This is a genomic window from Actinoplanes sp. TBRC 11911 (assembly GCF_012933445.1).
Lineage (GTDB): Bacteria > Actinomycetota > Actinomycetes > Mycobacteriales > Micromonosporaceae > Actinoplanes.
In genome coordinates this window covers 42,244-64,218 of sequence record NZ_JABBNC010000029.1, presented here as the reverse complement: position 1 = coordinate 64,218, position 21,975 = coordinate 42,244, and the positions used below count along the sequence as shown (strand labels likewise).

The 21,975-nt window shown below is 68.3% G+C and carries 19 protein-coding genes; 10 read left to right on the top strand and 9 right to left on the bottom strand.

Annotation, left to right across the window (positions count from 1 at the left end; all coding sequences use genetic code 11):
• The first annotated feature begins 4 nt into the window (after positions 1-4).
• Complete coding sequence (locus HH310_RS30940; protein ID WP_248294596.1) at positions 5-1,693, top strand: hypothetical protein; 1,689 nt, start codon at positions 5-7, stop codon at positions 1,691-1,693.
• Positions 1,694-1,802: 109 nt separating this feature from the next.
• On the opposite strand, the gene HH310_RS30935 is transcribed toward HH310_RS30940, so the two are convergent.
• A complete protein-coding gene (locus HH310_RS30935; protein WP_169179237.1) occupies positions 1,803-2,147 on the bottom strand; it encodes a hypothetical protein in 345 nt (114 codons plus the stop codon).
• Between the two features lie 1,525 nt (positions 2,148-3,672).
• Between HH310_RS30935 and HH310_RS30930 the strand changes: the two genes are divergently transcribed.
• The 3 genes from HH310_RS30930 (at position 3,673) to HH310_RS30920 (ending at position 5,855) form a co-directional block, all read left to right on the top strand.
• Entirely contained in the window at positions 3,673-4,104 is a 432-nt protein-coding gene (locus tag HH310_RS30930; RefSeq protein ID WP_169179236.1) for an SUKH-4 family immunity protein, read from the top strand.
• Positions 4,105-4,167: 63 nt separating this feature from the next.
• Positions 4,168-5,112: an ATP-binding cassette domain-containing protein gene (locus tag HH310_RS30925; protein WP_169179235.1), complete on the top strand. Its 945-nt coding sequence runs from the start codon at positions 4,168-4,170 to the stop codon at positions 5,110-5,112.
• A gap of 2 nt (positions 5,113-5,114) precedes the next feature.
• Complete coding sequence (locus HH310_RS30920) at positions 5,115-5,855, top strand: ABC transporter permease (protein WP_169179300.1); 741 nt, start codon at positions 5,115-5,117, stop codon at positions 5,853-5,855.
• A 51-nt stretch (positions 5,856-5,906) separates the two neighbouring features.
• Here HH310_RS30920 and HH310_RS45010 read toward each other — a convergent pair whose 3' ends face one another.
• The 5 genes from HH310_RS45010 to HH310_RS30900 form a co-directional block, all read right to left on the bottom strand.
• A complete protein-coding gene (locus tag HH310_RS45010; protein ID WP_312034424.1) occupies positions 5,907-6,158 on the bottom strand; it encodes a DUF3500 domain-containing protein in 252 nt (83 codons plus the stop codon).
• Positions 6,159-6,165: 7 nt separating this feature from the next.
• Positions 6,166-6,885 carry a DUF3500 domain-containing protein gene (locus tag HH310_RS44295; protein WP_282438583.1) on the bottom strand — a complete coding sequence of 240 codons (720 nt, stop codon included), beginning with the start codon at positions 6,883-6,885 and terminating at the stop codon, positions 6,166-6,168.
• 23 nt (positions 6,886-6,908) lie between these two features.
• Positions 6,909-7,496 carry an HD domain-containing protein gene (locus HH310_RS30910; protein WP_169179234.1) on the bottom strand — a complete coding sequence of 196 codons (588 nt, stop codon included), beginning with the start codon at positions 7,494-7,496 and terminating at the stop codon, positions 6,909-6,911.
• 18 nt (positions 7,497-7,514) lie between these two features.
• On the bottom strand, positions 7,515-9,908 hold the full coding sequence (locus HH310_RS30905; protein ID WP_169179233.1) for a S8 family serine peptidase: 2,394 nt from the start codon (positions 9,906-9,908) through the stop codon (positions 7,515-7,517).
• A gap of 95 nt (positions 9,909-10,003) precedes the next feature.
• Positions 10,004-10,867, bottom strand: a complete 864-nt coding sequence (locus tag HH310_RS30900; RefSeq protein ID WP_169179232.1) for a DMT family transporter — start codon at positions 10,865-10,867, stop codon at positions 10,004-10,006.
• 237 nt (positions 10,868-11,104) lie between these two features.
• Between HH310_RS30900 and serA the strand changes: the two genes are divergently transcribed.
• On the top strand, positions 11,105-12,319 hold the full coding sequence (serA, locus tag HH310_RS30895) for a phosphoglycerate dehydrogenase (protein ID WP_169179231.1): 1,215 nt from the start codon (positions 11,105-11,107) through the stop codon (positions 12,317-12,319).
• Positions 12,316-13,671, top strand: coding sequence for an FAD-binding oxidoreductase (locus HH310_RS30890; RefSeq protein ID WP_169179230.1), 1,356 nt, complete (start codon positions 12,316-12,318; stop codon positions 13,669-13,671). Before serA ends, HH310_RS30890 begins: the two co-directional genes overlap by 4 nt.
• Before the next feature lie 52 nt (positions 13,672-13,723).
• On the opposite strand, the gene HH310_RS30885 is transcribed toward HH310_RS30890, so the two are convergent.
• Both HH310_RS30885 and HH310_RS30880 read right to left on the bottom strand, forming a co-directional pair.
• Positions 13,724-15,055: a hypothetical protein gene (locus HH310_RS30885; protein ID WP_169179229.1), complete on the bottom strand. Its 1,332-nt coding sequence runs from the start codon at positions 15,053-15,055 to the stop codon at positions 13,724-13,726.
• A gap of 92 nt (positions 15,056-15,147) precedes the next feature.
• The gene (locus tag HH310_RS30880; RefSeq protein WP_169179228.1) at positions 15,148-15,804 is read right to left on the bottom strand and encodes a response regulator transcription factor; all 657 of its coding nucleotides are present in this window, start codon (positions 15,802-15,804) and stop codon (positions 15,148-15,150) included.
• Between the two features lie 219 nt (positions 15,805-16,023).
• On the opposite strand from HH310_RS30880, the gene HH310_RS30875 reads away from it, so the two are divergent.
• From HH310_RS30875 to HH310_RS30860, 4 genes are all read left to right on the top strand, one after another.
• Positions 16,024-16,509, top strand: a complete 486-nt coding sequence (locus tag HH310_RS30875) for a hypothetical protein (protein WP_169179227.1) — start codon at positions 16,024-16,026, stop codon at positions 16,507-16,509.
• Between the two features lie 545 nt (positions 16,510-17,054).
• A complete protein-coding gene (locus tag HH310_RS30870; protein WP_169179226.1) occupies positions 17,055-17,741 on the top strand; it encodes a methyltransferase in 687 nt (228 codons plus the stop codon).
• A gap of 110 nt (positions 17,742-17,851) precedes the next feature.
• Complete coding sequence (locus tag HH310_RS30865) at positions 17,852-18,340, top strand: MarR family transcriptional regulator (RefSeq protein ID WP_312034423.1); 489 nt, start codon at positions 17,852-17,854, stop codon at positions 18,338-18,340.
• A complete protein-coding gene (locus tag HH310_RS30860) occupies positions 18,337-20,079 on the top strand; it encodes an MDR family MFS transporter (protein ID WP_169179225.1) in 1,743 nt (580 codons plus the stop codon). The genes HH310_RS30865 and HH310_RS30860 overlap by 4 nt, the downstream gene beginning before the upstream one ends.
• Before the next feature lie 43 nt (positions 20,080-20,122).
• On the opposite strand, the gene HH310_RS30855 is transcribed toward HH310_RS30860, so the two are convergent.
• Positions 20,123-21,751, bottom strand: coding sequence for a heme peroxidase family protein (locus HH310_RS30855; RefSeq protein WP_211192810.1), 1,629 nt, complete (start codon positions 21,749-21,751; stop codon positions 20,123-20,125).
• Between the last annotated feature and the right edge of the window lie 224 nt (positions 21,752-21,975).

Sequence of the window (21,975 nt, the reverse complement as noted above, 5' to 3'; positions counted from 1 at the left end):
AAGCTTGAACCTGGTGCAGGTTTGGACAGCCAGCGATGAACAAGGCTTACGTCAAGCCGAACGGCGAGACATGTTCGTTCGCGATGCCGGATCAACCACTAGCCGCGTCGGCTTTCATCGCCTTCTCGCCGAATTCGTCGGCTGGAATCTTCCTATGGTACCGAACTTTTCCGGGACGGAGACCCGACTATATCTTGAAGTCCTGTTTCCATTGTTCTACATCGAGCAAAAATATGGCTGGTCCGGCATAGGTCCCCGCATTCCCACCCATTATGGCATTAGGGAACCCTTACGGCGAGGCGTTGAGTTCACACTTGGGCTACACACGCTCGAAAGGATTCGTCAAGCCGACGCACTCCGCGAGGAGGCCGCTGCCGCAAGCCGCCAGTGGGCATCTTTGGTCAGCAAAGCACAAGCCACGGCGCAGGCCGAGAATTTCCGAATTTCTTATCTTCAAGAAAAGCCTACCGGACGTCCACAACGACGCAACGCCGAGGTAGAGGCGAACATTAATTCAGAGTGGCATGGCCTACAAGACGCTGAAGCAATTTGGAGGCGTAGGCTGAGCGACTTGCGGGATGTCGGGATGGATGCCGGCGCCCGAACGACCCAAACGCGAGAGCAACTCGCTGATGCCGAGCGCGAGGTTCAACGCCTTAGCGCAACGGCGAGAAACTTACATGAGCAGCTTAACCTTTCGGCGAGTGATGAGGACGCCATAGTTGCAAGACTGTCCAGCCTTGCCGAAGACAAGAGACGCCTGCAAGATCTAAAGAAGATCGTGAGCCTCGGCGGCGAGTTAGAATTACCTCTGCTCTCCGAGGGCAGATGTCCGACCTGCTCACAGGAAGTAGACGGGCGACTGGTAGCAACGGAAACTGTTACTCCAGTCGAAGAAAACATCTCCCTCCTCGATTCCGAGCGCCTCGCCCTGCAAGCCCTTCAGAACTCAGCTGCTACCCGCACAGCCAACCTCGCCAGATCGTTGGCCAATGCCGAAGCATCGCTTTCAGAGGCGCGCGACCGAGTTCGTCTCCTTCGCGATGAACTTATTGGCCCCTCTAACGCGCCAAGCATCGCCGACATTCAGGAGCGCCTGGTTCTTGAAGGAAGGCTTCGTGCCGCTACGCACGCTCGTCGACTGGTGGCCGGAATAGATGAGGAGCTTGACGAACTGGCTGAGATTGTAGATGACACCCGTGCACGACGGGCGAACCTTGACTCCAACATCACGGATGCAGAGGATCGAGCTACACTCCAGAATTTTCGAAGAAGCTTCCAACAACAGCTGGCTGCATACAACCTCCGAAGCCTTTCTCCCGAATCAGTCAGCATTGACGACAGAACGCTACTGCCAGTAAATGATGGATTCGAGCTCACCTTTGATGTTGCTTTCGGAATCAGCGCCTCAGACACAATCCGCACCAAATGGGCATACTATGCTGCGCTACTGGAGACCGCGATCTCCGCGCAAGGCGGAAGGCATCTTGGCCTCCTTATGCTTGACGAGCCGCGACAGCAGGAAACCGACCGCGACAGCTTGGCCGCGTTCCTTCACCGATTGAGATACGATAGCAGAAACGCTCAAATAGTATACGCAACTAGCGAAGACCCGACTCAGCTGGAGCGCCTCCTAGCAGGGATTCCGCACACGAAGCTGCCCGCAAACGGAAGACACCTGATCGATTTTTGAACCACGTTACGCAACTCGCAACGACCCTAAAACCGTGGCAGGTTTTGGGCTGCTATCACATAGCGGTCCGGCTCATCGGTTCGAAGGGGTCATACCCCCAGGTCCCGGGTCACGGGGACTCGCACCGCACGCCGACGCTCGCGAGTTCGCCGCTGCGAACGAGTTCTCGGATTGCGGCGGTCATCGCCGGAAGGCCAGGCTTCGGCACGATCACCTGGTCAACGGCCCAGAAGTAACTGCCGTTCGCCACTTCGCCGGTCGCCTTCCAAACCGCCAGACGACGCCGAACCTCGTCGGCCGTGAATATCGTCAAGGCCCAACTAGACCCATCCGGAAGGTCCACGAACGCATCCACGTTGGCGACCGAGTCAGCCGTGTCGACGCGAGCGTCGAGGAGGAAGCGGACCACGAACGTTGGTTCCTCAACAACCACGTACGGATTGACGCTTCGCATGACCGGCAATCATGCCGCACCCAGCACTGACCGGTCATCCCCGCTGACCGTCGGCGGCGTCGGCCTTCACCGACCGTGGATGCGACCTGCCGAACGAACTGATCCGCCGTAGACGTGCACCCGCTTGTCGACGTCATGGTCAGGCTCGTCTCGAACGAACCGGTCAGGCTCTACCCTGCCGTTGCTGACGTGCACCGACCAGCTCTCGTAATGCCAGGCCCGGTCGCAACAGCTCCCCGCGAGTCGGAAGTTGGCTCGATACCGCCCCACCTCGCCCGGCAGGAGCGTGAACAGGCGTGCGGTCCCGCTGTGACGCGGGTAAGGCCGCCCTCTCCGGCAGCCGATCGACTACCAGCGTCGCGCCCTCACTCGTCAGCCACGGGCCGATGTCCCCGCCTCGCTCGACACCGCCGCATAACACGTCGTCGTGGCGCTCGTAGCCGTTGGCCTCATCAGCGAGCACGTCATGAATCGCGACCTCAGACGCCGGCAGGAGGGCGGGAAGCTCTACGGGACAGTCCATGCCACGCCGGGCGTCCGCTTGCCGCGCACCACGTGACGCCGCGCTCCACCGCACGCGTACCCGCTGGATCGTGATCACGACTCACCATGACGTGTCGCCCGCCCGACCGCCAGCCGTTTCAGGCACCAATCGGGTGTCCGCTGGTTACCGACTTTGTTACCCGTCATCGACGTTATTACCCGTTGACCGGCATGATCTTGGATTAGGTCCGAGCCGAGAACTATCCCGTCTTCCCAGTTCAGGATGCTTCCCGATGAACTTCCATGATCCAGCGCGCCCGGCAGGTCTGCTAATCCGTCGGTCGCAGGTTCGAATCCTGCCGGGCGCACGACCGGGCGTGTTTCCTGTCCGCGAAGAGCGCGAACCGTTCCGGTCGCGCGTTATTCCTGGGGGCCGAGCCCCCAGACCCCACGCCCGGGCGGCCCCCGGAGTCCCGACGCTTCGCGCGTTCGCTACTGCGCGACCTCGCCCGTCGACAGTCATTCGCTGGCGTTCGAGGTGAGTGCTCGCCGTCGTGGCCGGGTCACCAACGTGTCGACGTGTATCGACGCCATGCGGACGAAGCCTCGACCAGGCGGCTCGTCCAAGCGTCCGGACGCTCCCCACCGATCTCTGTCCACAGTCGCGCGTTCGCCTCAGCGAATGCCCTGACTCCGGCCGGCGGCGCGGCTCGCCAAGCAGGTACGCGCGACGCCCACCCTTCGGCGGCGTCGGGCGGGTGCCCGGCGGCGACCAGCCAAATGACCCAGTAACGATCGGAAAGCCCCGGCGGCCGTCGCCATGGCACAACGACCTTCCCGGGGCGATCTCTTTTCGACTAGTTGTACGGGTTGTCGTCGCCGCATCCTCGCTCGTTGCCCTTGTTCAACGTGTCAATCTGGGTGATGACGATCCCGCGCCTGCGATGGACGTGAGAGTAGAGAGAGAACTCAGCGAAAGACCACCAGATCATGGACAGTCGTTCATCTTGTGGATCTTGAGAGGAACTAAACTGCCGCGCTGATGACTGACTACGTGAAGCCCGCGGCCGCGGCTCTGGACGGGTGCCCGGCGGAGGCTCGTGAGTTCCTGCTGGAACACGGGCTTCCGCGGCGAGTGGGCACGATCTTCGCGGCGGCCACGCGAAGTGCCAAGACGTCCCGATACTTCGGTGGCCGCGAGATCGACGGCATCGTGCTCGGTTTCTCCGCCGAGCATCACGAGCTCGCCCTGGACTACGAGCAGTCCAAGGTCTGGCTGCTGGCGCCGTGGCGGCCGGACGCGCCGATCCTGGTCAACAGCAGCGTGCGGACGTTCGCCGAATGCCTCGCGCTGGCCGCCGACCCGGACACCGGCAGCGATGCCCTCCGCGCCGCTCTGACCACGATCGACAGTGCGACCACCGAGGACCCGGACTCGTTCTGGCCGGCCGTTCTCGACTCGATCGAACCCTGATGTCAGGGCCCGTGTCAGGGCCGTGACAGGGGCGTGACAGGCCGCCCGCCGATCGTGGTCCGCATGAGAAGTTCAGCGATCGAGGTTTCCGGGCTGCGCAAGGCCTTCGGGGACAAGGTGGTCCTCGGCGGCATCGACCTGGAGGTCCAGGCCGGCACCATATTCTCCCTGCTCGGCCCCAACGGGGCGGGCAAGACGACAACGGTCAACGTGCTGACCACGTTGATCAAGGCAGACGGCGGCACCGTACGCGTCGCCGGGCACGACGCCGCGACCGACGCCAAGGCGGTCCGCGCGGCGATCGGCGTCACGGGTCAGTTCGCGGCGGTGGACGAACTGCTCTCCGGGCAGGAGAACCTGCAGCTCATGGCCGACCTGCACCGGCTGGGCGCGGCCGAGAGCAAGCGGATCATCCCGGAGCTGCTGGAGCATTTCGAGCTGACGGAGTCGGCGCAGAAACTGGCGTCAACCTACTCCGGCGGCATGCGACGCAAGCTCGACCTGGCGATGACGCTGGTCGGCGACCCGCAGATCATCTTCCTGGACGAGCCGACGACGGGCCTGGACCCGCGCAGCCGCCGCACGATGTGGGGGATCATCCGCGAGCTGGTCGCCCGCGGCGTGACCATCTTCCTCACCACGCAGTACCTCGAGGAGGCCGACCAGCTCGCCGACCGGATCGCCGTGCTGGACGGCGGCCGCCTGGTCGCCCAGGGGACGGCCGCCGAGCTGAAGCGACGGATCCCCGGCGGACACGTCCGGCTCCGGTTCGCCGACGTCCGCGAGCTGGACGCGGCCGCGCTGGTCCTGCCCGGCGGAACCCGCGACGACGAGGCACTCACCCTGGCGGTCCCCAGCGACGGCGGCACGAAGTCGCTGCGTGACCTGCTCAACCGGCTCGACGAGCAATCCGTGCAGGCGGAGGAGTTCTCCGTGCACACCCCCGACCTGGACGACGTTTTCCTGGCCCTGACCGGCCACGCGAGCAACGAGGAGATGGCGAAATGAGCATGGGTGACTCGGCGATCATGCTGCGACGCAACTTCAAACACACCGTCCGGAACCCGACCTCGGTGTTCAACGCCATCCTGTTCCCGGTCATCCTGATGCTGATGTTCGTGTACGTGCTCGGCGACGCGTTCAGCGTCGGCGTCGACTACGTGGACTACGCGACGCCGGGCATGATTCTGCTGGCCGTCTGCTACGGGCTCGGCGCCACCGCGACGGCCGCGAACTCGGACATGACCAAGGGCATCATCAACCGGTTCAAGGTCATGGACGTCTCCCGGGGCGCGGTGCTGACCGGCCAGGTCGTCGCCAGCATGCTGAACAACGTGATCGCGGTGGCGGCGATCATCGGGACGGCCTTCGCGCTCGGGTTCCGCCCGTCCGCCAGCTTCACCGAGTGGCTCGGGGTGATCGGCCTGGTCGTGCTGCTCAGCTTCTCGGTCAGCTGGCTCACCGTCGCTTTGGGACTGGCCGCCAAGTCGGTCGAGACGGCCGGCCTGGCCACCGTGCCGCTGATCATGCTGCCGTTCTTCAGCAGCGCGATCGTGCCGGCCGACAAGATGGGCGCCGGTGTCGCGCAGTTCGCCCGGTACCAGCCCTTCACCCCGATCATCGAAACCTTCCGCGGGCTGCTGGCGGGCACTCCGTCGGCGGGGGACGCGATCGCCGCGACCGCCTGGTGCGTGGGGATCGCCGTGGTCGGCTACGTGTGGGCGACCGCCACCTTCAAGAAGCGCGCCTGACGGTTTCTCGAACCGGCCCGGACCGCACCAGCGGTTCGGGCCGCGGCGCGCCTAGGGGTGTTGCCGCGCGTAGTGGGCGCGGAGCAGGTCGCCACCCCAGTCGTCACGCATATGCCGCCACACGGAGTGCACGTGGTTAGCGCCGTCCTGCGTGTTGTCGTACTCGATGAGGAACTCGGGAGCGCGTACACAGTAGTAATGGCCCGCACCGAGCGTGGTCGGCCCGGCCCAGGCGAACGAGATCTGGTCGAGGCCCGCGGCCTCGGCGGCATTCCAGCATTCTTGCCCGTACGGCGTGGGCACACTTCGGCTATCCGGTCGATGCCGGGGTCGGCACCCTGGCCGATGTGGTGCGGTCAAGGTAGCGCCGCACCAGGCGATCGAGAACGTCCCGTTGATCCGGCCGCAGTAGGCCCCGCCCGATGCCCGTAGGCAGCACCGACGGGTCGCACACCGGGTCGGCCCGGGTAAGGATGTCGGCGGGCGCGACGTCCGAGCTGATGCCGGCCGCGCGCTGATCCGGGTCCAAACTGGACGCCAGCGCACGCCCCAGATCCTCCTCCGGACCAAGAATCCGGCGCCCCGCGTACGGCCCGGACGGCACCACGGCCGGCTCGGAACCGATGAAATGCGGCGTGTACGTCGTCCCACCGTCCGTCGCGATCACGTGCACGGCGAGGTGATGCCCGTTGATCCGCCACCCCCACGGTCCGTCACCACCCGGATCGCCCAGCACACGCAGCCAGTACCGGTCGCCGGCGGGCGGTGACCCGCTGCCAAGCTCCCGCCGGACCCGCTCGATCTCGACCGCGCCCATCGCGAGATCGTTACCGTCGGCCGACCGCAGCAGCTCGATCGCGAGAGCATGCTGCGCCGCGCTGAGGTCTTCCATCGGCAGGCCGGGACGATCCCCCGGCAGGTAGGTCCACTGTCGCATCCGGGAGTCGGCGAAGTCGCCACCGACCAGCCGGCGCTGGTGTTCGTCAAGGCTCGCGAGCAGCGCTCCAGCAGCATCCCCGTTGGTCGTCATGCCCTCGAGGGTAAGTCCGCAGGTCAGTCCCGATCGAGAGGATTCGACCGGGTCCGTTGCGCCCAGTCGCCCACCACCAGCTCCGCGGCCGCGCATCCGGGTTTGCGTACGGCCTGATCCTGAAAGAGCCGGACGAACGCGTCGGCAAAGCCCAGCCGTGGATAGTCCCGCACCAGCGCCTCCCGGAACGCGGGGTCGAAGGATTCGACACCGGTTCCGGACACGTCGGCGCTGGTCCCCACCTGCAACATCCGGCTCTCCACATCGACCTGCGGGGAGACGTCGTCCCGCATGTGGAGCACGATCAGCTCGGCCACTCGGTCACGGCGCCGCGCGGGCCAGCCCAGACCGGCCGTGAAAACCCGGGCGAGGTGCCCGCCGGCCTCCTCGAACGCCAGTGTGTGGCTGTCGAAGGGCGCCGTGAGGGCGAGGTCGTGCAGCATGGCGGAGACGAAGAAGAGCTCGCGATCGAACTCGAAACCCGCCGCCTCCGCCCAGGCCGCACCGAACAGGTACGACCGAACCGAGTGGTGGTAGAGCGCGGTGTCGGCATACTCCGTGCAGACGAGGCGTGCCGCCTCGGCCGCGTGCCCCTCGGGTAGCTGCGTCACGGCACCCACCCTAAGGCGCTATTTCAAAGTCAAGCCGGTGCCGCCGGACATCACCACCGCGAACGTCTGCCTCGGCTTGTCGGCCGGCGTCGCGCCCGGCGCGTGCTCGGTGACCGACAGACCGCGTACGCGGACGGTGTAGGCACCGGCCGCCGGAGAAACGATCGAGACCTGTTGCACGTTGTTCGTGGCCGCACCGAACGGCGTCGTGTCGCCGTCGAACAGTGTCCCGTCCGGCGCCTGCACCTGCAGGTACAGCTGGTTCACGAGGTGGCCGACGCCTTCCAGCGACGGCGCGTCGGTCCAGACCAGCGTGACCTTCAGCGGCACGTCCGGGCCCACGGCCTCGACGGCGTAGCGGCGCATCTGACCGCAGGCGACGCTGTGACCCGGGTCGTCGTCGTACCGCAGTTCGTGGCCCGGCTCCGGCGTCAGCGCGGCGGTGACGTCGACTCGGCCGAAGCCGCTCACGTTGTTCGGCCCGGCGGTGATCTCCCCGGGGAACTGGCCGCGCATCGGCACCGCGCCGTTGATCAGGACGGCTTTGATCAGCGCGGCCGAGGGCGCGGGGTGGATCTCGGCCAGGCGTTCCCGGACCAGTGCCGCCGCGCCCGCGACCAGCGGCGTGGCCATGCTCGTGCCACCGCTCCAGCAGTAGAAGTCGCGCAGGTCGTGGTTCTGCGGCAGCCGGCCCCACAGCGGGTCCTTGTCGGGCGGGAACACCGACGACAACATGGACAGCACGTTGGTGCCGGGCGCGACCACGTCCGGCTTGATCCGGCCGTCGTCGGTCGGGCCGCGGGACGAGAACGCGGCCATGCCGTCCACGTTGTCGGACACGTGCCCGGCCCCGGTCAGCCGCGGAAACTTCTCTGTCTGGCTCCAGTTGAAGTCCCGGCCAGGCGGCGGCATCGAGCCGTGCGGGCGGTCGTTCTCGCTGGCGCCCACGGTCAGGCAGTTCTTCGCGGTGCCGGGCGTTCCGATCGAGTCGGGGTCGACCACGCCGCTGGGGTTCTCGACGTCCTTGCCATCGTTGCCGGCCGAGAACAGGATCAGCATGTCCGGGTTGTTCCACATGAACTTGTCCACGGCCCGCGACGTCGCGTCATAGACGCCGGCGGTCGGTGCGCCCCACGAGTTGGTGTGGATGCGGGCGTCCCGCGCGTACGCCTGCGCGAACACCTCGCCGATGTCGTCCGGCAGCCCCCACAGCCCGGCCGTCGCCGGTGGCCACTTGGCCGGGTTCACCGGAACACCCTCGGCGGCGAGCTGCTCGGCGCTCTTCCAGTGCACCCGCTGGCCGATCGCCTGGAAGTAGACCCGGGCCTCGGGGGCGGCGCCGGCCGGCACGAAGGCCGAGCCGATCGCCTTGGCCGCGGCACCGTCGCCGAGCACCGAGCCGGTCACGTGGGTGCCGTGCCCGGAGTCGCCGTCGGCCGGTCCGTCGTCGCTCCCGGGCGGATCGGTGATCAACTGTGCCAGCCCGGCGCGGGTCGGCAGGCTGGTGATGCCGTGCACCCGGCCCCGGATGTCCGGATGCATCCGGTCCGGGTTGCCGGTGTCCAGCCCGGAGTCGGCGATCCCGACGATCTGACCCCGGCCGGTCACCGTACGGCCGGCGAAGGTGTGTCCGGTGGGCACCCGCATGACGGCCAGCGCGCGGTCGTTGTGCAGCTCGGCGAAGGCGAACGGCAGCACCGCCTGGACGCTCTGGGTGGCGGCCAGCTCGGCGATGACCGCGGGTCCGACCTCGCCGACCACCGTACGACCGGCGGTGGTCAGCACCACGCCGTTCGCCGCACGGATCCGGGCGGCCACCTCCTCGACGCTCTCGCCGGGGAAGACGGTGACCTCGACCCGCTCCGACTCGGCGCCGCTCAGGTCGTCCGCGGAAAGCCCGGTCAGCAGGGAGGTGCCCAGGTCGCGGGGCACGCCGCGGCGCAGTTTCGGGGAGACCTTCATGGCCGCCCGGTACGGTGTGACGTCCTCCACCCAGGGCAGCGCGGCCAGCGCCTCGACCCGCTCCGGCAACATGCCGACCAGCAGGGTGAAGCCGGGCAGGCTGTCCAGCACCGTGACGCCGAGTGACCGTACCGCGTTCAGCCATTCCGGCGCGGCCGGCCCGGCGAGCTTGACCAGGTAATACGCGGTGCGGCCGGGTCGCTGGTCGACCGGCGCCGCGTCCTGGGCGCGCACCGCGTCGGCGAACGCGAACGTCGCGCCGGCGACCTGGGTGGCCTGGTCCGGCAGCGTGGTGACCTCGACGCCCCGGCCGGTCAGGGCGGTCCGCTGGTCGTCGGTGCCGCGCACGAGCATCGAGTCCGGGTATTCGGCCAGGACCTCCACGCCGGTGCCGCGGACCGCCGTGGCATCCTCCGGCTCCAGCAGTGTCACCAGCATCGTGGTCGCCATGGCAGGTCCTCCCGGATTCGGCTTTCCTGCCAGTGCAACGCGCGGCCGGGAGGCGGTTATCGGGAAGTCGGCAGCCCGACAAGGCTGTTACCCGATCAGGCGATGACCCGGTCCTCCTGTTTTTCCTCGGCGGACGAAACAAGCGCGGCCGGGGCGGCGGAACGGCGGGACAGGCCGATCACGCCGAGCGTCATCACCACCGCGGCCACCGCCACGATCACGTCGCCGGCCAGGCCGTGGCGGAAGCTTTCGTCGAAGACGACGATGCCGGCGGTCGCGGCCACCACCGGGTTGGACACGCTGACCGTGGCCAGCGGCGCGGCCAGGCCGGCCCCTTGGTAGGAGAGCTGGCCGAGCAGATAGCCGCCGCCGGAGAGCAGCACCACGACGCCGACGACCAGCCAGGACACCGAGGAAAGACCATGCTCGGTGATCTCGCCCAGGATCGCCTTGGACATCACCGACCCGATGCCGAACGCGACGCCGGCGGCGCCCGCCAGCAGGACGGCCCGCAGCCGTGGCCCGGACGGCCAGGAGGCGACGGTCAGCACCAGAACCGTCGCCAGCGTGATCACGGACAGGTAGCGCGCGGTCGAGTCGGACAGCAGGGCGGGCTCGTCGGACTCCACCGACAGCGACAGGATCACTGCCAGCCCGGCCACGGTGAGGATCGCGTCGACCCAGCCCGCCGCGCTGATCTTGGTCTTATAGCGGATCACCGCGATCGGCAGGGCGAACAGCAGGGTGAGCGTGCCCAGCGCCTGCACCACCGCGACGGTGCCGAAGTTGAGCGCGACGAGGTGCAGCGCGACGCCGCCCACGGTCAGCAGCAACGCCACCGCCCACCGGGCCAAGCCTCGTTGACCATGCTCGGCGAGACGCTCCTGCGCTATCGCCGCGGCCGCGTAACTGGCCGCGGACAACACCGAAAGTGCGACCGCCCAAAACAGCGCCCCCATGACACCCCTCTTCGAGCATGCCTCACGTGCCTGCCATCCCACAGCGTGCCGAAGAATCATGAATCGGACATCCACCCACGGTTGTAGCTTCCGAATCCACCGTTGGGCGTAGTCAAGCCCCATCAGGTGGGAGGTGAAGCACACCCACCAGGCCCCCAAAAGTGTTGGCACTAGTCTGGATAACTCGGGCTTCGGCGTGGCGGCCCGGACGGACAAACTCACACGGAACGGAACAAGATGATCGACCAGGCCAAGGTGCGAGTCCTGTTGTTGGAAAGCATCCATCCCGATGCGGTAACCCGGCTCGAGGAGGCTGGCTACCAGGTCGAGTCCGTTCGCAACGCCCTCGACGAATCCGAGCTGATCGAGCGCATCCCCGGCGTGCACCTGCTGGGCATCCGCTCCAAGACCAAGGTCACCGCGAGGGTTCTGGAGGCCGCCGACAACCTCGTCGCGATCGGCGCGTTCTGCATCGGCACCGACCAGATCGACCTGACCACGGCGAGCACGAAGGGCGTGGCGGTCTTCAACGCCCCGTTCTCGAACACGCGGTCGGTCGTCGAGCTGGCCATCGCCGAGATCATCTCGATGACGCGCCGGCTCACCGAGAAGAACCGGATGATGCACGAGGGCGTCTGGGACAAGTCGGCGGACGGCGCGCACGAGATCCGCGGCCGCCGGCTGGGCATCGTCGGCTACGGCAACATCGGCACGCAGTTGTCGGTGCTCGCCGAGAACCTGGGGATGTCCGTCTCCTTCTACGACACCGCCGACAAGCTCGCGCTGAGCAACGCCCACCGCTGCGCCAGCCTCGAGGAGCTGCTGGAGACCAGCGACATCGTCACGCTGCACGTCGACGGCCGGCCCGGCAACGCCGGTTTCTTCGGCGCCGAGCAGTTCAAGCGGATGCGTCAGGGCGCGCTCTTCCTCAACCTGTCGCGCGGCATCGTGGTCGACCACGTGGCGCTTCGTGAGGCGCTGGACGACGGCCATCTGGCCGGCGCCGCGGTCGACGTCTTCCCGTCCGAGCCCAAGGGCCGCGGTGACGAGTTCGTCTCCGAGCTGCGCGGACACCCGAACGTGATCCTCACCCCGCACATCGGCGGTTCGACCGAGGAGGCGCAGGCCGACATCGGCGGCTTCGTGGCGAACAAGCTGAACGGCTTCGTCGAGGAGGGCAACACCACGCTGAGCGTGAACCTCCCCGGCGTGGCGCTGCCGTCGCAGTCCGGCGTGTCGCGGATCGTGCACGTGCACATCAACACCCCGGGCGTGCTCGCGCAGGTCAACAGCATCCTGGCCGAGCACCGGGTGAACATCGAGGGCCAGCTGCTGAGCACGCGCGGCGAGTACGGCTACCTGATCACCGACATCGGCGGCGACTTCAGCGACGAGGTGCTGGCGCGTCTGCAGGCGATGGAACAGACGGTCCGGCTGCGGGTGCTCTGGTGAGTGATCTCGAGGACCGCCTGACCGAGATCGTCGGCGCGGGGCACGTGCTGACCGACGGTGATCTGAAGGCGTCGTACGAGACCGACTGGACCAGGCGGTTCACCGGCGAGTCCCGGTGCGTGGTGCGCCCGGCCGACACGGCGCAGGTCGCCGCGGTCGTCCGGGCGTGCGCGGACGCGGGCGTGCCGATCACCGTGCAGGGCGGCAACACCGGGCTGGTCGGGGCGAGCATTCCGGCCGGCGGCGAGGTGCTGCTCAGCCTCGGCCGGCTCACCGAGCTGGACCGGGTGGACACGCTCGAGGCGCAGGTCACCGTGGGTGCCGGCGTCACGCTCGAGAAGCTGCAGCAGCACGCCCGCGCGGCCGGTCTGGACGTCGGCGTCGATCTCGCGGCGCGGTCCGCGGCCACGGTCGGCGGCCTGGTGGCCACGAACGCCGGCGGCGTCCGGGTGGTCCGCTACGGCAGCATGCGCGAGCAGCTCACCGGATTCGAGGCGGTGCTCGCCGACGGCAGCGTGATCACCCGCCTGGCCGGCCTGGCCAAGGACAACACCGGGTACGACCTGACGCAGCTGCTGGCCGGCAGCGAGGGCACCCTCGCGGTGATCACCAAGGTGCGGTTGCGGCTGGTGCCGCTGATGACCGCCCGATCGGTGGCGCTGGTCGCGGTGGCGGGCGTGGCGGAAGCCCTGGATCTGCTGGTCACCGCACGTGCCGGGCTGCCGTTCCTGGCGGCCGCCGAGCTCTTCCTGGCCGACGGTCTCGATCTCGTACGCGGGTACGGACGGCTCGCGGCCCCCTTCACCGAGACCTACCCCGCGTACGTGGTGCTGGAATGCGCGGCCCCCAAGGACCAGACCGACGACCTGCTCGAGGTGCTGGCCGAGTCGGAAGCCGTGCTGGACGCGACCGTCGCCTCCGACGCGGCCGGGGTGGCCCGTCTGTGGGCGCACCGCGAGATGCACACCGAAGCGATCAGTGCCGCGGGCGTACCGGTGAAGCTTGATGTCAGCGTGCCGCTCGCTGAGCTGGCGTCGCTGGTCGATGAGCTACCGGCGACGGTGGCCGCGATCGCCCCGGCGGCCCGGCCGATCATCTTCGGCCACATGGCCGAGGGCAACCTGCATGTCAACGTGCTGGACGCCGGGGATCTCGCGGAGCGGGTCACCGACGCGGTCCTGCGTCTGGTGGCGAGCAAGCACGGCAGCATCAGCTCGGAACACGGCGTCGGGCGCGCCAAGGCGCACTGGCTTTCGCTCTCCCGCTCGGCCGCCGAGATCGACACCATGCGCCGGATCAAAGCTTCGCTCGATCCGGCCGGTCTGCTCAATCCAGGCGTCTTGCTGCCCTGATTGCCTGCGTACGCCTCCGGGCCGGTGCCGGCGGCCCGGAGTGCGCACCCACCTAGGCGTTTTCCACCGTCAACGACGTGATCCGTGCCCCAACGGCAACGTCGTAACGGTCTTGGGTCGCCCAGTTCCTAGGGGTCAATGTGGAACCGGCCGCGACGTCTTGCAACGCCCGGGACCCGGCCACCACGGATTTCGCCCCACCGTCCACCCGTACGCGCACCGGGCTGTCGGACGGCGATTTCAGGACCAGCTCGTTCACCGCGCCGCTGATTTTCACGGGCACGGTACCGCTCGCCCTAGCTAGTGTGACCGCGGCCTTGCCGGTGCCGGCCACCATCTCGATGCCGGTTACCCGGCCGCCGGACAGGTCGAGGCGCCGCTCCTCGGCGTACCCGGTGAAACGCAACGACCAGCGCACCTTGGCCGCGAGCACCACGTCGATCTCGCCACCGCCGCCGTTCCCGTCGGCGGCGACCTGCAGCTTCACGGCGTCGTCGCGGACCTGCGGGCTGGGCCGGATGCCGGCGTTGTCCGGTGTGGAAATCCGGTAGAGGTCGTCGCCCAGGTCCTTGATGCTCAGGTTGACGACGTCGGCGCCGGCCAGCAGTTCGAACGCGGCCTTGGTGCGGTTGTTCAGCGGGGCGGTCACCGTACGCTTGGCGGTGTTGCCGACGCCCGCCTGGATCGCGGCGTCCACTGTGGTGCCGGAGTCGCCGGAGAAGTAGACGACGCCGACGATCGAGCCGCCCAGCAGGACGATCGCGCTGAGCACGACCACGCCAAAGGTGAACAGCCGCGACCGTCGCGGCGGCGGTTCGGCGCGCACGTCGGCAGCGCGCGGCGGTTCGGCATGCGTTTCGGCACCCCGCGGTGGTTCGGGGTGCACCTCGACACCCCGCGGGGGTTCGGCGCGCACGTCGACCCTCGGACGCAGCGCCTCGAACTCATCGGTGGTGACCGGTCGCTGATCGATGGTCACCGGGCTGCGCTGCCGATCGGCCGCGACCGAGCTCCGCAGCGGCCCGAAGGTCACCGGGCTCTCGGACTGGCCGACCGGTCCGGCGATGGCCGGCTGATCGAGCGTCGGGGAGTCCTGCAGCGGATCGAAGGCGGTCGGGGCCGCCGGGAGGGCCGGCCGGATGGGTGCCGCGACCTGACGGTTCGGCGAGATCGGGCCGGCCGAGAAGCCGTACGAGACGCGGGCGGGACCGGGCCCCGGATCCGGTGCGGTGGTCGCGGTGCCGAGGCCGAACCACGATCCGGCCACGGCCTCGGGTTGTGCCGCCGGACGCCGGTACATCATGTCGCCGCCCCGCCCCACTCCCCGGGAACCCCGCGGAACGCTCGCCGCCACATCGGACGGTGCGTCGTCTGCTCGGTCCACGCGAACCCTCCCTGTCGCCGCCGGAGCGACCCCCGCCCACAGGTACGGATTTGGCGTCGTCCCGGATGAGTGGTGACGGGAACTACTTAGGGTTACGGTCGGCCGGGCCGGATCAAGCCGCGCCGGGTGGCGATCGCGACCGCTTCGAGCTGGCTGTGCGCACCGAGCTTGGCGAGCACCGCCTTCACGTAGCCGCGGCAGGTGTGCAGGCTGATGCCGAGCCGCCGGGCGATCGCGCGGGCGTCGAGCCCGGCCGCCATCAGGTTCAGCACCTCGTCCTCACGGACGGTGAGGCCGCCGCCGCGCGGGCCGACCACCGGCGATGTCGTTCGCAGTAATCGCGCCAGGATGTCCGTGGAAACGGTCATTCCGCCGCCGTGGGCGGTGCGCAGCGCATTCAAAACGTCACCGAGCGCGCCATTCTTCGACAAGAATCCGGCGGCGCCGGCGGCAGTGGCGCGGGTCACCAATGATGATTCATCGCTTGCCGTGAGGATCACCACACGGGTGTCCGGCTGCCGATGCCGGATCAATTCGGCAATCGCAATACCGTCCCCATCGGACAAATCGGGATCGAGCAGGATGACGTTCGGCTTGAGCTCCGCGGCCAGCCGAATCGCCTCCGCCCCGGTCAGGGCGTGCCCCACGTACTCGAGGTCGGGCTGGCCGGCCAGAGCGTGTCCGAGCAGCTCGGCGAACGTCTGGTGGCCGTCGACGACGAGAACGCTGATCGCATCGCCGTTAGTCATGCGCCACCTTTCTCTTCAACGTTCCGACGAAGTCTAAGGAGTACCCGCACTCATCTTGGCCGTACCAACAGGCGCTCGGTCCACCGGCCCGGCTTCGATCCGTCGGTACACCCGATGATCGGATGAGTCCAAGCGGACGAGATCACCAGTCTTTCGGGTGAGCGCCCCCCTCGGTTTGGGGCTTGCTGTCTAACTCTCTCACTTGCAGAGTTCCGAAACATGTTCGACATCCAGCTTTTCGGTCGCCTCGAGGTGCGGACCCGAGGCATTCGCCTGGTGGGGACCGATTTCGGCGGAGATCGGCCGCGGCATTTGCTGGCGTTGATCGCGCTGCGTGGCGAGCTGTCCACGTCGGAGCTGGCCGGAATTTTGAACACCGGGAAGAAAGACGTCGAAACCGACATGTCGGTTTTGCGCGATAAATTGGAGCCGGGCGTTTCATCCCACGAATCCGTCGTCGTGGGCCACCGCGGCCGGTGGTCGCTCAACCCCGAGCGGGTCCGGGTCGACGTGGCCCGTTTCGACGAGCTCATGGCCGCGGCCGCGCACCGCCCGGCCGACCGAGCCGTGAAGCCGTTGGCCGCGGCCGGATTTGTGGCGAATCGTCCGCTGCTCGAGGACGAGCACGAGCCGTGGGCCGCCGAGGCGCGCGCCGAGTACCGCGCGAAGCTCATGACCACCCACCCCGCCGACGCCGTCCACTGACCCACCCCGCCCGGGTCCAGCCCACCTCGCCCGAGCCCAGCCATCTCGCCCGCCGAGACCGGCGCACCTCCCCACACCCCACCAGCACGCCCAAAGCTGTGGGCATCCCCAACGCCCACAGCACCGCACCTCCCCACACCCCGGCACCACACCCCAAGGTGTGGGCACCCCCGACACCCACAGCACCGCACCTCCCCACACCCCGGCACCACACCCCAAGGTGTGGGCACCCCCGACACCCACAGCACCCCACCTCCCCACACCCCGGCACCACACCCCAAGGTGTGGGCACCCCCGACACCCACAGCACCCCACCTCCCCACACCCCGGCACCACACCCCAAGGCGTGGGCACCCCCGACACCCACAGCACCCCACCTCCCCACACCCCGGCCCCACACCCCAAGGCGTGGGCACCCCCGACACCCACAGCACCCCACCTCCCCACACCCCGGCACCACACCCCAAGGTGTGGGGATCTGGTGCTCGGAGCGGCGCACGTCCCCGCGCTCTGGAGTGGGGCGAGGGCGGGTGGAGGATCGACGAATGACGCGGCCGACTACACAGCTGATGCCGGTGCCGCTGGTGCCGGAGATCTCGCTCTATCTCGTGGCCGAGCCGGTCGGGCTGTTCGACCTGGCCGGGGGCGAGTTTCGCAGTGACGAGCCGCCGCCGTTCTGGGCCTTCGTCTGGGCGGGCGGTCAAGCTCTGGCGCGCTACCTGCTGGACCACCCGGCCGAAGTGGCCGGCCTCCGCGTTCACGACGAGGCGACCGGGAGCGGCATCGTCGCGATCGCCGCGGCGCTGGCCGGCGCGGCCGACGTGACCGCGACCGACGTCGATCCCGCCGCCGTGCAAGCCGCGCACCGCAACGCCGTCGCCAACGGCGTAAATCTGGGGACCGGCGACGACGCCGGCCGCGGCGCGCGTCCAGGAACCAGCGACGACGCCGGCCGCGGCGTGAACCTGGCGGCCAGCCACGACGCGGCCGGCGGCGCCGGGGTGGACGTCCTGCTGGCGGGTGACGTCTTCTACAGCCCGGCGGTGGCGCCCCTCATCACGAGCCGGCTTCGGGCCGCGCGGAAGCAGGGCGTCAGCGTGCTGGTCGGCGACCCCGGCCGCGGGTATTTCCCGGAGCACCTGTTCGAGCAGGTTGCGGAGTATGTGGTGCCGGTGCCGGCGGCCCTCGAGGACGCCGAGACCCTGGCGACGGGGGTCTGGCGAATGCGATGAGCGTCACTCACCTCTGAGTGAACCGAGATGCGTTCGTCACTCAAGAAGTTGTACGCTACACGCAACCAATCAACCCCCTTGGATGGCTGCGCTGTTAGGGGCATAGACGCGTGCGCGAATCGGACATCGAGCGCTCCACGTCGCGGCTGGCCGATGAACTTCAGCGATTCCACCGGCTGGTCACGCGGGCCAAGAGCATGCTCGATCTCGGAGACCTGGGTGCGGAGTTCTCCGCCCTGTTGCTGCTGGTCCCGCTGCGCACGATGGGGCCGTTGCGGGTCACCGACCTGGCCGAGATCAAGAAGGCCGACCCGTCCACGATCAGCCGGCAGGCGGCCCAGCTGGTAAAGGCCGGATTTGCCCGCCGCGAGGCCGACCTGTCCGACGGCCGGGCGTCGCGCCTGGCGATCACCGAGGCCGGGCTGGCCGCCTGCGAGCAGCTCGACCAGCGGCGTCAGGCCTGGCTGCGCGAGTCCCTGAGGCACTGGCCAGCCAATCGTGTGGCCGCCTTCGTCGAACTTTTCGAAGAATTCAATAGCTCGGTCGAGGCGCAACTGCGCAACGACCCGGCCGGAACACCACCACGGGAGAACGCGTGACTAACCCGACGACCACCGCACCGGCAGGGGCCGGGACGGCGGGCGGCCCGCCGGCCGCCAGACCGTCCGTGGAGTTCACCCATCGGCAGATCCTGACGATCCTCGTCGGCCTGATGATGGGCATGTTCCTCGCCGCCCTGGACCAGACCATCATGGCGACGGCCACCCGCACCATCGCCGACGACCTGCACGGCTTCAACCTGCAGGCCTGGGCGACGACGGCCTTCCTGATCACCTCGACGATCTCCACGCCGTTGTACGGGAAGCTGTCCGACATCTACGGCCGGCGCGGCTTCTTCCTGTTCGCGATCGCCATCTTCATCGTCGGCTCGTTCCTCTGCGGTCTCTCCCAGAACATGTACGAGCTGGCCGCGTTCCGTGCCGTGCAGGGCATCGGCGCCGGTGGTCTGATGTCGATGGCGCTGGCCATCATCGGCGACATCGTCCCGCCCCGGGAGCGGGCCCGTTACCAGGGCTACTTCCTGGCGGTCTTCGGTACGGCGAGCGTGCTCGGCCCGATCCTGGGCGGCTTCTTCGCGGGTGCCGACACGCTGCTCTGGGTGTCCGGCTGGCGCTGGGTGTTCTACCTGAACGTGCCGATCGGCATCGCCGCGATGATCGTCGTGGCCCGGGTGCTGCACCTGCCGCACCACCGGGTCAACCACCGCATCGACTGGCCGGGTGCGCTCACCCTGATCATCGGGCTGGTGCCGCTGCTGACCGTGGCCGAGCAGGGCCGGGAATGGGGCTGGAGCTCGGGGCGGTCGCTCGCCTGCTACGTGATCGGCGCGCTCGGCCTGATCGGCTTCTGGCTGGCCGAACGGGCGTACGGGGAAGAGGCTCTTCTGCCGTTGCGGCTGTTCCGGAACCGGACCGTCGCGGTGGGGGCGACCTCGAGCTCGATCCTGGGCATCGCGATGTTCGGTGGGCTGCTGACCGTCCCGCTGTACCTGCAGATCGTGAAGGGCTCCTCGGCGACGGCGGCCGGCCTGCAGATGATCCCGTTCGTGGTGGGCATCATGGCCGGCTCGATCACCGCCGGTCAGCTCATCGCGCGGACCGGCCGGTACCGGATCTTCCCGATCATCGGCAGCACCCTGATGGCGATCTCGCTGGCCCTGTTCGCGACGATCGGCGCCGACACCCCGCTGTGGCGGACCATGCTGATCATGGTGGTGATGGGCCTCGGCCTCGGCGGCAACATGCAGCCGATGATCACCGCGGTGCAGAACGCGGTGAGCCCGCGCGAGATCGGCGTGGCGACCAGCTCGGTGACGTTCTTCCGGTCGATGGGCGGCACGCTCGGCACGGCGGTCTTCCTGTCCGTGCTGTTCAACGTGCTCCCCGGCAAGATCTCGCACGCGTTCGACGCGGCCAAGGGGACGCCGGAGTTCCAGCAGGCCCTGCAGCAGCACCCGGACCAGGCGCAGATTCTGCAGTCCGCGACCGCGGGCGGCGGCGACCTGAGCGACACGTCGTGGATCAACAAGCTGTCCGACGTCGTCGCGCACCCGTTCAAGGTCGGCTTCTCGGACGGCATCCAGACCGTGTTCCTGATGGCCCTGATCATCATGCTGGTGGGCTTGGTCGTCGTCTTCTTCCTGCCGGAGATCCCGCTGGCGCAACGCTCGGCGCAGCAGCAGCGCGCCGACGACATCCTGGCCGCGGAGAACAGCGACGGCGTGCCCGGTGAGGTCGGCGCCGGCCCGCTGCGTGACCCGGGCAAGCACGAAGCCTGACCCATCGGGAGAAAAGGGGGGAGCCGGCGGCTCCCCCCTTTTTTCAGCTCGGGTCGCCTAGCGGGTTGAGCAGGTCCTCCTTGCCGTCCGACAGGAACAGCAGCAGGTCGACCATGCGGAAGACGTCCTTCTCGGCGCCCAGCGTGGGCCGCCAGGCCGGCTGCCGGACGATCGAGATACGGCTCGCCTCGATCGCGCGGTGGAAGGTCTCGACCACGATGCGCCCGCCCACCGCGCCCAGCTTCCCGTCGTTCACCTCGGCCTCGCGCAGGATGTAGAACCACAGCGGCGTCTTACTCACCAGCCGGTCCCGGTCGTCGTCAGCGAGGTCCTTGAGGGCCGCGCCGGAGCCGTCGCCGTCCAGGAGCTGGCTCGCCGTCAACGGCTTCTCCCCCAGCAACTCGGCCATCTGCTGACCGGTCGCCAGGTCGACCATGGAGGCCCGGGTCAGGTTGCGGAACGCCAGGTTGCGTTCGATCGAGTCGAGCGCCGAGCCGCGGCCGTTGAACGAGCCGGCCGGAACCGCCTTGAGCGGGTCCACCAGCAGGCTGTCGACCCGCTTCGTGAGGTTGACGCCGGGGCCCTTCAGGTCGTCGCGGCCGGCCTCGGTGAAGTCATACAAGCGGCGGAAGTCGGCGCACCAGTTCGTGGGCAGGCGCTCGAATCCGCCGGTCTCCGGGTCGTCCGGCTTGCCATCCGGGGACAGCGTCCCGCTCGTGCCGCTGAAGTTGAACAGCAACGGCAGGGTGGCCTTCGTGATCGCGCCGGCACCGGAGTTGAAGAAGCGGTTCCACTCGTACTGGTCACGCACCATGCTGTGGCCGAAGCGGTACGCCGCGACGGAGAACTCGATCGGCATGGTGGGCGGCTCGTCGATGCGAGCGCCCGGCCCGGCATCGACGAGCTTGCGGCCGTTGGTGAAGACGTCGTCGACGATGGCCGGATCGATGACGCGCGGCAGGAAGTCGTGCCGCACGATCCACTGGTAGTGCAGCGTCACCAGCTCGCGGGTCTTCGCGAACAGCTCCGCGCCGGTCATGCCCTGGGCGACGAGCGTGTCCGCGATCTTGTTGTGGAAGCGGATGAACGCGAGGTGCGTCTGGGCGACGATCAGGTTCTCGTCGTTGCGCGAGTCCGGGATCACCGCGAGCCGGCGCGCCCCCTTGGTGGACCCCTCGCCGACCCGGGGTAGATCGAAGCCGTCGAGGTCGCGGCCCGCGACCGGGTCGCCGGGCACGGCCGCGGTCTTGCCGGTCTTGAGCCGGATCTTGTCGGGCTGGTAGAAGCGCGGCTCGGCGTCCGGGCCACGGCCGTACAGCGAGTCGAGGTCGAGCGCCGGCGACCGGCCCTGCAGCAGCTCCTCGACGGTCACCTCGGTGCCCAGCACCGTTGCCGTGTTGTCCATGGTCAGGTCGTGGTCGACGAACTGTCCGAGGTACGTGAACCCGGCCGGGACGCCCGCCGAGTCCGGAGCGGTGCCGGTCGTCATCGCGGTCGCGAGAGCGGTGTGCAGGCTGTCCTCGCCGGTCTCCTCGTTGGCCGGCCCAAGGCGGGAGAAGCGGAACGAACGGATCTCTTCCTGGGCGTTCGGGCGCGAACGTTTCCGAGTGCCGTCGCCGGTGAACACGCCCTCGTCCACCACGAAAAACTTGTCCCGCTCGTGTCGCCGCATCGGACCTCCAGTGCGAATCGGGTACGTCTTGGGGCATAGCTCCAAACGGCTCCGAAGTCGGGAGTGTTCGCGGCAGTTGCGCGGGCCACAGGTTCAGTTCCGGGGCAAAACAAATGCGCCGCCCTCGGCGATGCCGGGGGCGGCGCGGGTGTCGGTGTGCATGTCGCCTCGCGGCGAGTGGCGCGACACGGCTCCAGCCGAACGGTAATCCGTGAAGGCAATGT